This is a genomic window from Streptococcus sp. Marseille-Q6504 (genome assembly GCF_965111625.1).
Map to the genome: position 1 here is coordinate 35,218 of NZ_CBCOON010000002.1, position 14,621 is coordinate 49,838.

15 protein-coding genes and 1 tRNA gene are annotated in these 14,621 nt (G+C 39.2%); 15 read left to right on the forward strand and 1 reads right to left on the reverse strand.

The features are described from left to right. Positions 1–26: 26 nt before the first annotated feature. The 9 genes from asnA to ACWPUA_RS02325 all read left to right on the forward strand — a co-directional run bounded on the left by asnA (position 27) and on the right by ACWPUA_RS02325 (position 7,220). Entirely contained in the window at positions 27–1,019 is a 993-nt protein-coding gene (gene asnA / locus ACWPUA_RS02285) for an aspartate--ammonia ligase (protein WP_414271842.1), read from the forward strand. Between the two features lie 59 nt (positions 1,020–1,078). Further along, positions 1,079–1,618, forward strand: a complete 540-nt coding sequence (gene rsmD, locus ACWPUA_RS02290; protein ID WP_414271841.1) for a 16S rRNA (guanine(966)-N(2))-methyltransferase RsmD — start codon at positions 1,079–1,081, stop codon at positions 1,616–1,618. Then, on the forward strand, positions 1,608–2,096 hold the full coding sequence (gene coaD / locus ACWPUA_RS02295; RefSeq protein WP_254724576.1) for a pantetheine-phosphate adenylyltransferase: 489 nt from the start codon (positions 1,608–1,610) through the stop codon (positions 2,094–2,096). The genes rsmD and coaD overlap by 11 nt, the downstream gene beginning before the upstream one ends. After that, entirely contained in the window at positions 2,080–3,117 is a 1,038-nt protein-coding gene (locus ACWPUA_RS02300; protein ID WP_223333790.1) for a SepM family pheromone-processing serine protease, read from the forward strand. The genes coaD and ACWPUA_RS02300 overlap by 17 nt, the downstream gene beginning before the upstream one ends. A 57-nt stretch (positions 3,118–3,174) precedes the next feature. After that, positions 3,175–3,405 (forward strand): DUF1146 family protein, encoded by a 231-nt coding sequence (locus ACWPUA_RS02305; protein WP_223333788.1) that lies wholly within the window; start codon positions 3,175–3,177, stop codon positions 3,403–3,405. Between the two features lie 24 nt (positions 3,406–3,429). Beyond that, complete coding sequence (gene murA / locus ACWPUA_RS02310; RefSeq protein ID WP_454378872.1) at positions 3,430–4,716, forward strand: UDP-N-acetylglucosamine 1-carboxyvinyltransferase; 1,287 nt, start codon at positions 3,430–3,432, stop codon at positions 4,714–4,716. Continuing rightward, complete coding sequence (locus tag ACWPUA_RS02315) at positions 4,703–4,897, forward strand: DNA-directed RNA polymerase subunit beta (protein WP_024054429.1); 195 nt, start codon at positions 4,703–4,705, stop codon at positions 4,895–4,897. The genes murA and ACWPUA_RS02315 overlap by 14 nt, the downstream gene beginning before the upstream one ends. Before the next feature lie 45 nt (positions 4,898–4,942). Beyond that, positions 4,943–5,770 (forward strand): DNA/RNA non-specific endonuclease, encoded by an 828-nt coding sequence (locus ACWPUA_RS02320; RefSeq protein WP_454378874.1) that lies wholly within the window; start codon positions 4,943–4,945, stop codon positions 5,768–5,770. A 118-nt stretch (positions 5,771–5,888) separates the two neighbouring features. Then, positions 5,889–7,220 (forward strand): hemolysin family protein, encoded by a 1,332-nt coding sequence (locus ACWPUA_RS02325; protein WP_006151763.1) that lies wholly within the window; start codon positions 5,889–5,891, stop codon positions 7,218–7,220. Between the two features lie 84 nt (positions 7,221–7,304). Here ACWPUA_RS02325 and ACWPUA_RS02330 read toward each other — a convergent pair. After that, a tRNA-Cys gene (locus ACWPUA_RS02330) sits at positions 7,305–7,375 on the reverse strand. Between the two features lie 179 nt (positions 7,376–7,554). Here ACWPUA_RS02330 and ACWPUA_RS02335 point away from each other — a divergent pair. From ACWPUA_RS02335 to ACWPUA_RS02360, 6 genes are all read left to right on the forward strand, one after another. Further along, the gene (locus ACWPUA_RS02335; protein WP_006152175.1) at positions 7,555–9,537 is read left to right on the forward strand and encodes a peptide ABC transporter substrate-binding protein; all 1,983 of its coding nucleotides are present in this window, start codon (positions 7,555–7,557) and stop codon (positions 9,535–9,537) included. Between the two features lie 65 nt (positions 9,538–9,602). Then, positions 9,603–11,099, forward strand: a complete 1,497-nt coding sequence (locus ACWPUA_RS02340; protein ID WP_454378877.1) for an ABC transporter permease — start codon at positions 9,603–9,605, stop codon at positions 11,097–11,099. Continuing rightward, positions 11,099–12,025 (forward strand): oligopeptide ABC transporter permease OppC, encoded by a 927-nt coding sequence (gene oppC / locus ACWPUA_RS02345; RefSeq protein WP_006151488.1) that lies wholly within the window; start codon positions 11,099–11,101, stop codon positions 12,023–12,025. The genes ACWPUA_RS02340 and oppC overlap by 1 nt, the downstream gene beginning before the upstream one ends. An 8-nt stretch (positions 12,026–12,033) precedes the next feature. After that, positions 12,034–13,101 carry an ABC transporter ATP-binding protein gene (locus ACWPUA_RS02350; protein ID WP_454378879.1) on the forward strand — a complete coding sequence of 356 codons (1,068 nt, stop codon included), beginning with the start codon at positions 12,034–12,036 and terminating at the stop codon, positions 13,099–13,101. Positions 13,102–13,111: 10 nt separating this feature from the next. Next, the gene (locus tag ACWPUA_RS02355) at positions 13,112–14,038 is read left to right on the forward strand and encodes an ATP-binding cassette domain-containing protein (protein WP_006147851.1); all 927 of its coding nucleotides are present in this window, start codon (positions 13,112–13,114) and stop codon (positions 14,036–14,038) included. Between the two features lie 155 nt (positions 14,039–14,193). Beyond that, a complete protein-coding gene (locus ACWPUA_RS02360; protein ID WP_223333772.1) occupies positions 14,194–14,394 on the forward strand; it encodes a mechanosensitive ion channel protein MscL in 201 nt (66 codons plus the stop codon). Positions 14,395–14,621 lie beyond the last annotated feature (227 nt).

Consider the following 14,621-nt stretch of genomic DNA (forward strand, 5'->3'; position numbering starts at 1 on the left):
TTTTTATTATTCAAAAGGAGGAACGTATGAAGAAAAGTTTTATCCATCAGCAAGAAGAGATTTCCTTTGTAAAAAATACCTTTACACAATATTTAAAAGATAAGTTAGAAGTAGTAGAAGTGCAAGGACCAATCTTGAGTAAGGTTGGGGATGGGATGCAGGATAACCTTTCAGGGATTGAACATCCAGTTTCAGTTAAGGTTTTGCAGATTCCTAATGAAACCTATGAAGTGGTGCATTCACTTGCTAAGTGGAAACGCCATACCTTGGCCCGTTTTGGTTTTGGCGAGGGTGAAGGCCTCTTTGTTCACATGAAGGCCCTTCGTCCAGACGAAGACTCACTAGATGCGACTCACTCAGTTTATGTTGATCAGTGGGACTGGGAAAAGGTTATTCCTAATGGGCAGCGCAATCTTGCCTACCTTAAAGAAACGGTCGAAAAGATTTATAAGGCTATTCGTTTAACAGAGTTAGCAGTAGAAGCACGCTATGATATTGAGTCTATCTTGCCGAAGCAAATTACCTTTATCCATACTGAAGAGTTGGTTGAACGCTACCCAGACTTAACTCCAAAAGAACGTGAAAATGCTATCTGTAAGGAATATGGTGCGGTCTTCCTAATTGGTATCGGTGGTGTATTGTCAGATGGAAAACCTCATGACGGACGTGCGCCGGACTATGATGACTGGACAACAGAATCTGAAAATGGCTACAAGGGTCTAAATGGAGATATCCTTGTTTGGAATGATAATTTGGGTGCAGCCTTTGAATTGTCTTCAATGGGGATTCGTGTCGATGAAGACACTCTTCGTCGTCAGGTAGCTATTACAGGAGATGAAGACCGCTTATCTCTTGAATGGCATAAGGCTCTCTTGAACGGACTCTTCCCTTTGACAATCGGTGGAGGAATTGGACAGTCTCGTATGGCCATGTTCTTACTTCGTAAGAAACACATCGGTGAAGTTCAAACCAGTGTTTGGCCACAAGAAGTTAGAGATACTTACGAGAATATTCTTTAATCAATCGAACCGAGAGGTTCGATTTTCTTATTTCATCAGAATTTGGTATAATATACCTTATGAAAATCGTATCAGGAATCTACGGAGGACGTCCTTTAAAGACCTTGGACGGGAAAACAACGAGGCCGACATCGGACAAGGTCCGCGGAGCTATTTTTAATATGATTGGCCCTTACTTTGAAGGAGGACGTGTGCTAGATCTCTATGCTGGTAGTGGGGGCTTATCCATTGAAGCAGTTTCAAGAGGGATGTCGAGCGCTGTCCTAGTTGAGAAGGATCGCCGAGCACAGAATATTGTGGCAGAAAACATTCAGATGACCAAGGAAATCTCTAAATTTCAATTATTGAAAATGGAATCCAGTCGTGCATTGGAGCAAGTGGATGGTGTCTTTGATCTCATCTTTTTGGACCCTCCCTATGCCAAGGAGCAAATCGTATCCGACATTGAAAAAATGGCGGAGAGAAATCTTTTCTCAGAAGATATCATGGTGGTCTGTGAGACCGATAAATCAGTAGAGCTTCCAGAAGAAATCGCCTGTTTAGGCATCTGGAAGGAAAAAATATATGGGATTAGTAAGGTGACGGTTTATGTCAGATAAAATCGGGCTATTCACAGGTTCGTTTGATCCAATGACGAATGGGCATATGGATCTCATTGAGCGTGCAAGTAAGCTCTTTGATAAATTGTATGTGGGAATTTTTTATAATCCACACAAAAATGGATTTTTACCGATAGAAAGTCGGCTAGAGACGGTTGAAAAAGCGGTGGGACACCTAAAAAATGTCCAGGTCATATCCTCTCATGATGAATTAGTCGTTGATGTTGCGAGAAAACTGGGTGTCCATGTTCTTGTTCGTGGTTTGCGTAACGCTGCGGATCTTCAGTATGAAGCCAGTTTTGATTTTTACAACCATCAATTAGCAGGAGAGATTGAGACAGTCTATCTCCATAGTCGCCCAGAGCATGTTTACATCAGCTCTTCAGCTGTGAGAGAACTATTGAAGTTTGAACAAGATATTAGCAAGTATGTACCAAATGTAGTCTTGGAGGAGTTAAAGAATGAAGAAAAAAACTAGATGGCCCATATATTTAATCATCGGGCTCATGATCACTTTTATAGCTTTTACGGTACCACTTCCTTATTACATTGAGGTGCCAGGGACTTCAGAAGATATTCGAAAGGTTTTACAAGTTAATAACCAATCTGACCAAGAAGAAGGCTCTTACCAATTTGTGACGGTAGGAGTTAAACACGCCAGAATGGTGGACTTGGTTTATGCTTGGCTAACACCTTTTACAGATATTCGTAGTGCAAAAGAAATGACAGGTGGTTCTTCAGATGCAGAATTTATGCGAATCAACCAGTTTTACATGGAAACTTCGCAGAACATGGCCAAATATCAAGGTCTGAAGGCGGCGGGCAAGGAGATAGAACTCAAATACCTGGGAGTCTATGTTTTGACCGTAACAGATAACTCAACCTTCAAGGGTATTCTCAATATCGCTGACACTGTAACAGCTGTCAATGATAAGACTTTTGAGAGTTCTAAGGAGATGGTCGACTACGTCAATTCTCAAACTCTAGGCGACAAGGTTAAAGTTACTTATCAAGAAGATGGGAAAGTCAAAACCGCTGAAGGAAAAATCATTACTCTGGAAAATGGGAAAAACGGTATTGGAATCGGTTTGATTGACCGCACAGAAGTGTCAAGTGATGTGCCAATCAAGTTTTCAACTGCTGGCATTGGTGGTCCGAGTGCTGGAATGATGTTTAGTTTATCCATCTATACGCAAATTGCAGATCCAAGTCTTCGAAATGGACGTATCATTGCTGGTACAGGAAGTATCGACAGAGATGGAAATGTTGGTGATATTGGTGGAATTGACAAAAAAGTTGTTGCTGCTGCAAAAAAAGGAGCTACTGTATTCTTTGCTCCTAACAATCCAGTAACTGAAGAAGCTAAAAAGGCCAATCCTAATGCTAAAAGTAATTATGACACGGCTGTAGAAGCTGCTGAAATGATTAAAACAGACATGAAGATTGTTCCTGTAAAAACACTTCAGGATGCAATTGATTACTTGAAAAACAACCCATAGAATATAGTGCAAGTCCATAGACTAGCGTAGAAAAAAAGAAGATGGTATAATAGGCAGATGATTCAATTGTTTTTTACCCTAAGTAGTCATATGTTTTTTATCTACCTAGTTTTTCAACTTTTGAAAGATTTAGTCAAATGGGATCAAATTTTGAAGGTGACCAAGGACAATGCGATGAAGGTACGACTTTTGGTAGTATTGTATAGTATCGGTTTAGGATATCTAATCAGTTCTTTTTTCCTAAATCTCTACCAATTATGGCAAGAAGCTGTACGGACATTATTCTAAATTCGAAAGTAAAGGAAAATATTTATGGAAAAAATTGTAGTTCGAGGTGGCGATAATCGCCTTGTCGGAAGTGTTACAATTGAGGGCGCGAAAAATGCAGTTTTGCCACTGCTTGCGGCGACAATTTTAGCAAGCGAAGGAAAAACAGTTTTAAAAAATGTTCCTATCCTATCGGATGTCTTTACCATGAACCAAGTAGTTCGTGGATTAAATGCGAAAGTTAATTTTGATCAAGATGCACACGTTGTTGAAGTGGATGCGACAGATGATATCACAGAAGAAGCTCCCTATAAGTATGTCAGCAAGATGCGTGCTTCTATTGTAGTCTTGGGTCCGATTCTGGCTAGGGTTGGTCACGCTAAAGTTTCGATGCCAGGTGGTTGTACGATCGGTAGTCGTCCGATTGACCTTCACCTTAAAGGTTTGGAAGCAATGGGGGCTAAGATTACCCAAACAGCTGGCTATATCGAAGCTAAGGCAGAACGCTTGCATGGGGCCCATATCTATATGGACTTTCCTAGTGTTGGGGCAACCCAAAACTTGATGATGGCTGCAACGCTAGCTGATGGCGTAACTGTTATCGAAAATGCTGCGCGTGAACCTGAAATTGTAGACTTGGCTGTTCTTTTAAATAAAATGGGTGCTAAAGTCAAAGGTGCGGGAACAGAGAGCATTACCATCACTGGTGTTGAAAACTTGCATGGTGCAACCCATAACGTTGTTCAAGACCGCATCGAAGCAGGGACGTTCATGGTTGCTGCTGCAATGACAGGTGGAGATGTCCTGATTCAAGATGCTATCTGGGAACACAACCGTCCCTTGTTGGCGAAATTACAAGAAATGGGTGTTGAAGTCATCGATGAGGATGAAGGAATCCGCATCCGTTCTCAACGAGACAAACTAAAAGCAGTTTATGTCAAGACCTTACCACATCCAGGGTTTCCTACGGACATGCAGGCGCAGTTTACTGCTCTTATGACGGTTGCTCAAGGAGAATCAACTATGGTTGAGACAGTCTTTGAGAATCGTTTCCAACATCTAGAGGAAATGCGTCGCATGGGCTTGCATTCTGAGATTATCCGTGATACAGCTCGTATCGTTGGCGGGCAACCTCTCCAAGGGGCAGAAGTGCTGTCTACGGACCTTCGTGCCAGTGCAGCCTTGATTCTGACAGGTTTAATAGCTGAAGGGGAGACTGTTGTTGGGAAACTTGTCCATTTGGATAGAGGTTATTATCGTTTTCATGAAAAGTTAGCTCAGTTAGGGGCTAATATTGAACGGGTAAGTGTGGAAGCTGATGAAGATGAATAAGGAAGTAACTTATGTGCTACGTCGATTTCTTTTAGTCATCATTGTTTTACTTTTAGGTGTCTTAGCACTTGGAATTGGCTTGATGATTGGCTACGGTATCTTAGGCAAGGGCCAAGATCCATGGGCGATTTTAGCTCCAGAAAAGTGGCATGAGTTAATTGCGAAATTTACAGGGAAATAGGCTGGGAGACCAGCCTTTTTCTAAGAACAAAACTAAGGAGAAAAGATGAATAAAAAAACAAGGCAGGCACTCATAGGTCTTCTGCTTTTCCTACTTTTGTCGGCAGGAAGTTACTACATAAAAGAAATGCAGGCTTCCAATGCTACACCGCAAACACAGGTCAACCAGAGATCCCAGTCGCTTGATACTCCAAGTCAAAAATTGGCCGAGAGTGTACTGACTGATTCGGTAAAAAAACAAATAAAGGGTACTCTTGAGTGGAATGGAGCAGGTGCCTTTATCGTAAATGGGAACAAAACGAACTTAGATGCAAAGGTTTCAAGTAAACCCTATGCCGATAACAAGACAAAAACTGTAGGTGGGGAGACGGTCCCAACTGTTGCTAATGCCCTTATGTCAAAAGCAACAAGACAGTACAAAGACCGTGAAGAAACCGGGAATGGTTCGACTTCTTGGACCCCGGCAGGATGGCATCAGGTCAAAAACCTAAAAGGGACTTATAATCACGCTGTAGATAGAGGACATTTATTAGGCTATGCCTTGATTGGTGGTTTAGATGGTTTTGATGCATCTACTAGCAATCCCAAAAATATCGCTGTACAAACAGCCTGGGCCAACCAAGCACGCGCAGAAGATTCGACTGGACAAAACTACTATGAAAGTTTAGTTCGAAAGGCTTTGGATCAAAATAAGCGCGTGCGTTACCGTGTCACATTGCTCTACGCTACAGAAGAAGATTTGGTTCCTTCTGCATCTCAAATTGAAGCCAAATCATCTGATGGTGAATTGGAGTTTAACGTCGTGGTTCCTAACGTTCAAAAGGGAATTCAGTTAGATTACCGAACAGGAAAAGTAACTGTTACAAAGAACTAATAGATAGTCGGTCCCTTATTGTTTCGGTAGGGGATTTACTATAGAAATCACAATTTAATGTGTAGAAGTTGAAAAATATGGTATAATAGTCACAATTATACTTTTTAGGAGAAGGAAAATGGAAGACCCGAGCAGTCAGGATTTGTTACTGCAATTTGTATTATTAGTTGTTTTGACCTTTTTAAATGCTTTTTTCTCTGCTACAGAGATGGCTATGGTTTCTCTTAGTCGCTCACGTGTTGAACAAAAGGCTGAAGAGGGGGATAAACGCTATATCCGTTTGCTAAAGGTACTTGAAAACCCCAATCACTTTTTATCAACCATTCAAGTTGGTATTACTTTAATTACAATCTTGTCAGGGGCTAAACTAGCAGACTCTCTAGGACAATTGATAGCCTCATGGATGGGAAATAGCGAAACTGCGCACGCAATCGCAAGCTTCCTGTCACTTGCTTTCTTGACCTATATCTCTATCGTTTTTGGCGAACTTTATCCTAAACGCATTGCTCTAAATCTTAAGGATGCCTTGGCAATCCGAACTGTACCATTTATTATTGCTATCGGTAAGATTGTGAGTCCCTTTGTTTGGTTGCTATCTGCATCAACTAATCTTTTGAGCCGTTTGACGCCGATGACATTTGACGATGCAGACGAAAAAATGACTCGTGATGAGATTGAGTACATGCTGACTAAAAGCGAAGAAACTTTGGATGCTGATGAAATCGAGATGTTGCAGGGGATTTTCTCACTGGATGAGCTTATGGCGCGTGAAGTCATGGTTCCTCGAACAGATGCCTTTATGGTAGATATCCAAGATGACACTCAGACCATTATCGAAAGTATCTTAAAACAAAACTTTTCTCGAATTCCTGTTTATGACGGCGATAAGGACAATGTCATTGGTTTGATTCATACAAAGAATCTGCTAAAAGCAGGGTTTACCGATGGTTTTGATAATATTGTATTGAGAAAGATATTACAGGAACCTCTATTTGTACCTGAAACCATTTTTGTGGACGATTTGTTAAAAGAACTGAGAAATTCACAAAGACAGATGGCTATTCTTCTTGATGAATACGGAGGAATGGCTGGATTGGTAACACTTGAGGATCTCCTTGAAGAGATTGTTGGTGAGATTGATGATGAAACTGACCGTGCTGAAGTCTATGTTCATACTATCGGCGAGGACACTCATATTGTCCAAGGGACAATGAATTTGAACGATTTCAATGATTATTTTGATGTCGAGCTTGAAAGTGACAATGTAGATACTATTGCTGGTTATTATTTGACAGGTGTGGGAACTATTCCAACATCTGAGAAACTCAGCTATGAGTTAGATAGTGGAAATAAGCATATCACCTTGACAAATGACAAGGTAAAAAATGGTCGTGTCACCAAGCTTAAGGTTCAAATCCAAGAACTTGAATCAGAAGAAGAAACTGAATAAAACAAAAGCTTTATCAGAGAAAACTGATAAAGCTTTTTAAGTGTAAAAAAGAAAAGACTCCGTTAGGAGTCTTCGTTTATATAGAGGCGGTAGACGGATTTGAACCGACGATCAAGCTTTTGCAGAGCCGTGCCTTACCACTTGGCTATACCGCCTTAACTTTTATTATTATACCTTGAAAATTGTTTCTCGTCAATAGTTTTCTTTTCTGAAAACATAAGATTCAAATGTTTAAAAAAACATGCGACAAAATATTCTGAAAATTCGTTTACTTTTTAAAAAAACTGTGGTATAATTTTCAATATCCACAATTTAAAACGAGGAGTTTATAAATATGAAAAAAAGTCGGATTCTTGCAGTAGCAGGTGTTGCCTTACTTGCTACAGGTGTTCTTGCAGCTTGCGGTTCTTCAAAATCATCTAATGATGCAGAGGCTCCAAAAGCTTACGGTTATACATATACCGCTGATCCAGAAACTTTGGATTATCTTATCTCTGGTAAACAAAGTACAAAAGTGGCTACATCAAATGGTATTGATGGACTCTTTACGAATGATAAATATGGGAACATTACACCAGCAGTTGCAGAAGACTGGTCTGTATCACAAGATGGTTTAACTTATACTTACAAGATTCGTAAGGGAGTAAAATGGTTCACTTCTGATGGTGAAGAGTACGCAGAAGTAACTGCTAAAGACTTCGTAAATGGTTTGAAACACGCGGCTGATAACAAATCAGCAGCAATGTATCTAGCAGAAAATTCAGTTAAAGGTCTAGCTGATTATGTAGCCGGAAACAATAAAGATTTTGCTTCAGTTGGTGTTAAAGCAGTTGATGACTATACTCTCCAATACACTTTGAACAAGCCTGAGCCGTATTGGAATACTAAAATGGCTTACTCAATCTTTTGGCCTTTGAACGAAGAATTTGAAAAATCAAAAGGTTCAGACTTCGGTAAAGCGACTGATCCAACTTCTTTGCTTTACAATGGTCCATTCTTGCTTAGAGGTTTGACTGCTAAGTCATCTATCGAATTTGTGAAGAATGAAAACTATTGGGATAAAGATAATGTTCATTTGGATACTGTAACCCTTGCTTACTACGATGGTTCAGACCAAGAATCACTTGAACGTAACTTTACAAGTGGAGCTTACAGCTATGCTCGTCTTTTCCCAACCAGCTCAAACTTCTCAAAAGTTGAAGAAACATACAAAGACAATATCTACTACAATCCACAAGGTCCAGGTATCGCTGGTTTGGGTATCAATATTGATCGTCAATCATACAAATACACTTCAAAAACTACTGACGAAGAAAAGACTGCTACTAAGAAAGCCCTTCTTAATAAAGATTTCCGTCAAGCTTTGAACTTTGCATTTGACCGTACTGCATACTCTGCTCAACTTAATGGTGAAAAGGGAGCTCCTCTTGCTGTTCGTAACCTCTTTGTAAAACCAGAGTTTGTGTCTGCTAACGGTAAAACATTTGGGGACATGGTAACTGAAAAAGTTGCTACTTATGGTGATGAGTGGAAAAATGTAAACCTTGCTGATGGTCAAGATGGACTCTTCAATGCGGATAAGGCTAAAGCTGAATTAGCTAAAGCGAAAACTGCTCTAGAAGCTGAAGGTGTGAAATTCCCAATCCACTTGGATATTCCAGTAGACCAAACATCTAAAGGTTACATTGCTCGTATCCAGTCATTCAAGCAATCAGTTGAAACTACACTTGGAACTGAAAATGTAGTGATTGATATCCAACAAATCACTACAGACGAACTACACAATATCACATACTACGCAGCTAGCGCAGCTGCAGAGGATTGGGATCTTTCAGGTGCAGTTGGATGGAACCCTGACTATGAAGACCCATCAACATACCTTGATATCTTGAAAACAACTAATAGCGAAACAACTAAGACTTACATGGGATATGACAATCCATCTAACCCAGCAGTTGCTCAAGTTGGTTTGAAAGAATATGATAAATTAGTTGATGAAGCTGGAAATGAAACAAGCGATCTTGCGACTCGTTATGAAAAATATGCAGCAGCTCAAGCTTGGTTGACAGATAGCTCACTCTTCCTTCCTGCAATGGCATCTTCAGGAGCAGCTCCTATTATCTCTCGTGTTGTTCCATTCTCAGCATCTTATACTCAATCTGGTGATAAAGGTTCAGATGTTTACTTCAAATATCTTAAATTGCAAGCTAACACTGTAACTGCTAAAGAGTACAAAGAAGCTCGTGAAAAATGGCTCAAAGAAAAAGCTGAATCAAACGAAAAAGCTCAAAAAGAATTAGCGAGCCACGTGAAATAAATAATGCTCATCAGAACTTTCTCTCCAAAAGGAGAAGGTTCTTTTGGGATTTTAAAGGAAATAATATGAAAAAATATGTTTTTATGCGTATCTTGCGGTCGTTAGTTTCTATCTTTTTAGTAACGACCTTGATTTACACAATCATCTATACGATGGTTCCACGGAAGTTGATCTTCAAACAAGATACTAACTACAATAAAATTGCAACAACAGCTGATAAACGTGATAACTATGAAAATACCGTTTTTGAGCGTATGGGGTATATCGAATATTACGATACGAAAGAGTTGCAGGAAAAAGCTAGTAGCATTGACCCTTCTGTAACCGTTGATGCAAACGATACAAATAAAGCTATCTACGAAAAATATATCCAACAACTTGGTAACGGTTGGACTTTGGGTGTATTCACAGAGAGCGGACAATTCTATGCTACTCGTGAAATCCCTATTTTCGAGCGTGTGTTCAAATTCTATGCAAACTTGCTTGACATTGACCATACAAACAAGATTCAAGACCCGGAAAATCCTAATTTAGAGCGTTATTTGCGATTTGAAAACGATCCGGCTATTGGATGGTCTCTAGTAGGTTCAGGGACTAAACATAAATACCTCTTGTACTTCAACAGTCAATTCCCATTTGTTCACCAAAACTTTGTCAACTTGAACTTAGGAGATTCTTACCCAACTTATGCCAATACTCCTGTTCTTCAAGTTATCACACAAGGTCAAGGACAAACCAAGACTTCAGAAGTTCAATTCCCAACTGGTAAGAAAACATCATCAGTTAACATTTACTCAAGAACCTACAAATCTCCAAGTCAAGCAGATGCACGTGAAGTAGCAAACTATGGTAAGGATGATCCTTATACAGCTACTGAAAGTAATTATCAATATCCTTCAATGATTACAAGCTCTGCTATCACAGGTTTGATTGGTCTTGCTATTTCATACGCGATTGCAATTCCACTTGGTTCTGCAATGGCTCGTTACAAAAATACATGGATTGATAGTTTCTCTACAGGAGCTTTGACCTTCTTACTTGCTCTTCCAACGATTGCCCTTGTATACATCATTCGTTTGATTGGTTCTTCAATTGGATTCCCAGATTCATTCCCTATCTTGGGTGCTGGAGACTGGCGTTCATATGTTTTACCTGTAGTGATTTTGGGCTTGTTGGGTGCACCTGGTATGGCAATTTGGATTCGTCGTTACATGATTGACTTACAATCTCAAGACTTCGTTCGTTTTGCACGTGCAAAAGGTCTATCTGAGAAAGAAATTTCAAACAAACACATCTTTAAGAACGCTATGGTACCACTCGTTTCAGGTATTCCAGGTTCTATTATTGGTGTTATCAGTGGAGCAACTCTTACAGAAACAGTCTTCGCCTTCCCAGGTATGGGTAAAATGTTGATTGACTCTGTAAAAGCGTCAAATAATAACATGGTAGTTGGTCTAGTTTTCATCTTTACTTGCGTCTCAATCTTCTCTTACTTAATTGGGGATATTTGGATGACTATGATTGACCCACGTATTAAACTGACAGAGAAAGGAGGCAAATAATGTCTACAATTAGTAATGATAAATTTCAATTTGTAAAACGTGATGATTTTGCCTCTGAAGCAATTGATACTCCTGCCTATTCATACTGGGGTTCTGTCTTTAGACAGTTTTTCAAGAAAAAATCAACAGTCATCATGCTCGGTATCTTGATTGCCATCGTTTTGATGAGTTTCATCTATCCAATGTTCTCAGATTTTGACTTTAACGATGTTAGTAAGGTAAATGATTTTAGTGCTCGCTATATCAAACCGAATGGTGAATATTGGTTCGGTACAGATAGTAACGGGAAATCTCTCTTTGATGGTGTCTGGTTTGGAGCTCGTAACTCTATCTTAATTTCTGTAATTGCGACCTTTATCAACCTTGTTATCGGTGTGATTGTAGGTGGAATTTGGGGTATTTCAAAATCGGTAGACCGTATCATGATGGAAGTCTACAACGTTATCAACAATATTCCATCGCTATTGATCGTTATCGTTTTGACTTACTCTATCGGAGCAGGTTTCTGGAACTTGATTTTTGCCATGAGTGTGACTACATGGATTGGTATTGCTTATTCAATCCGTATTCAAATCATGCGTTACCGTGATTTGGAGTACAACCTTGCTTCACGTACACTCGGAACACCAACTTACAAAATCGTCATAAAAAACATCATGCCTCAATTGGTATCTGTTATTGTTACGACTATGTCACAAATGCTCCCTGCATTTATCTCATATGAAGCCTTCCTATCATTCTTTGGACTTGGCTTACCAATCACAGTACCAAGTTTGGGACGTTTGATCTCAGATTATTCTCAGAACGTAACTACAAATGCCTACCTCTTCTGGATTCCATTGACAATTTTGGTTTTGGTTTCCTTATCACTTTTCATTGTTGGACAAAACTTAGCCGATGCTAGTGATCCACGTACACACAGATAGGAGTAGAAATGACGAACAATAAAAATGTAATTTTATCTGCTCAAGATATTGTCGTGGAATTTGATGTTCGTGACAAAGTTTTGACCGCTATTCGCGGAGTTTCTCTTGAGTTGATTGAAGGAGAAGTTCTTGCCTTGGTTGGAGAATCTGGTTCGGGTAAATCAGTTTTGACAAAAACTTTTACAGGAATGTTAGAAGAAAACGGGCGTATCGCTCAGGGGAGCATCGATTACCGTGGACAAGACCTAACAGCACTTTCGTCTCACAAGGATTGGGAACAAATTCGTGGGGCAAAGATTGCAACTATCTTCCAAGATCCGATGACTAGTTTGGATCCAATCAAAACAATCGGAAGCCAAATTACTGAGGTTATCATTAAACACCAAGGGAAAACAGCTCAAGAAGCAAAAGAAATGGCTATTGACTACATGAATAAGGTTGGTATTCCTGATGCTGAAAAGCGTTTTGAGGAGTATCCATTCCAATATTCTGGAGGGATGCGTCAACGTATCGTTATCGCTATTGCTCTTGCATGTCGCCCAGATGTTTTGATCTGTGATGAGCCAACTACGGCCCTTGATGTTACCATTCAAGCTCAGATTATTGACTTGCTTAAGTCTCTTCAAAATGAATATCACTTTACAACAATCTTTATCACACACGACCTCGGTGTTGTAGCAAGTATTGCAGATAAAGTTGCAGTTATGTATGCTGGTGAGATTGTTGAGTACGGTACTGTTGAAGAAATCTTTTATGATCCTCGTCATCCTTATACTTGGAGCCTACTATCAAGTTTGCCACAATTAGCTGATGATAAAGGAGAACTATATTCAATTCCAGGTACTCCTCCGTCACTCTATACAGAAATAAAAGGTGATGCATTTGCTCTTCGTTCAGATTACGCAATGAAGATCGATTTTGAAGAAAAAGCACCTCAATTTGCTGTGTCAGATACTCATTGGGCTAAAACATGGTTACTTCATGATCAAGCACCAAAAGTTGCAAAACCAGCAGTAATTGCAGATTTACATGACAAGATTCGTGAGAGAATGGGTCTTGTTCATCTGGAAAACTAGGAGGAAGGAAATGTCTGAAAAATTAGTAGAAATTAAAGACTTAGAGATTTCCTTCGGTGAAGGAAGCAAAAAGTTTGTAGCTGTTAAAAATGCTAACTTCTTTATCAACAAAGGTGAAACATTCTCACTTGTTGGAGAATCAGGTAGTGGTAAAACAACAATTGGTCGTGCAATTATCGGTTTGAATAATACCAGCAAAGGGGATATCCTCTTCGAAGGTAAAAAGATCAACGGTAAAAAATCACGAGCTCAAGAAGCTGAAGTAATCCGTCGTATTCAAATGATTTTCCAAGACCCTGCTGCTAGTTTGAATGAGCGTGCAACGGTTGACTATATTATTTCTGAAGGTCTTTATAATTTCCATCTATTTAAGGATGAGGAAGAAAGACAAGAAAAAGTTAAAAAAATCATTAGTGAAGTTGGACTTTTGGCTGAACATTTGACACGTTATCCTCATGAGTTTTCAGGTGGACAACGTCAACGTATTGGTATCGCTCGTGCCTTGGTTATGCAACCTGACTTTGTAATCGCAGATGAGCCGATTTCAGCCTTGGACGTTTCAGTTCGTGCCCAAGTTTTGAACTTGCTCAAGAAATTCCAGAAGGAATTGGGCTTGACCTATCTCTTTATCGCCCACGATTTGTCAGTAGTTCGTTTTATCTCTGATCGTATTGCGGTAATTTATAAGGGTGTTATTGTTGAAGTGGCTGAAACTGAAGAATTGTTTAACAATCCAGTTCATCCATACACACAAGCACTTTTATCAGCTGTGCCGATTCCAGATCCAATCTTGGAACGTAAGAAAGTTTTGAAAGTCTATGATCCAGACCAACATGACTATGAAACAGACAAACCTTCTATGGTTGAAATTCGTCCAGGTCATTACGTTTGGGCTAACCAAGAAGAATTGGAACGCTATAAAAAAGAAATGAAATAATCACTAAAGTTTTATAATCTAGCTAGAAGGCTTCTAGAAAGATTATGAAACTTTTTTATTTTGCAGATAAAAAGTTGATAATCTATATAAATTTGATATACTGAATACAATAAGAACTAATCTGTTAGAAATGACATGAACTAGGGGAGAATCACATGGACAACCAACCAAATTTTTTTACAGGAATGGCTAGAATTATTGGGACATGCCTCTGGGTAAAAGGAATGGAAGTACTGACTGAGAAGAAGGAATCTGAGCCAAAAGCCCTAGAGGTTGCTAAATTTCTTGCGGCTTATAAAATGATATCTGCTCTGCCTTGGATTGCGGGACTTCCTAGAAAGGAAGAAAAAAAATGAAATTTATTTGGGATATTTTATTTTATATCCTAGTCAAGCCACTGATTACGATTGTAGAATTCATTTGGTATCACATTTGTTTATTTTTTTATGAATTCCTTTTGAATTTGTTATATTCGATTTTTAACTGGATTTATAACTGGCTTTTTAGTTTATTTTAAAAGACTCTGAAAGAAATCAAAAGGATGAGTAATTTACTCATCCTTTTTCTATTTATCTAAATCTTT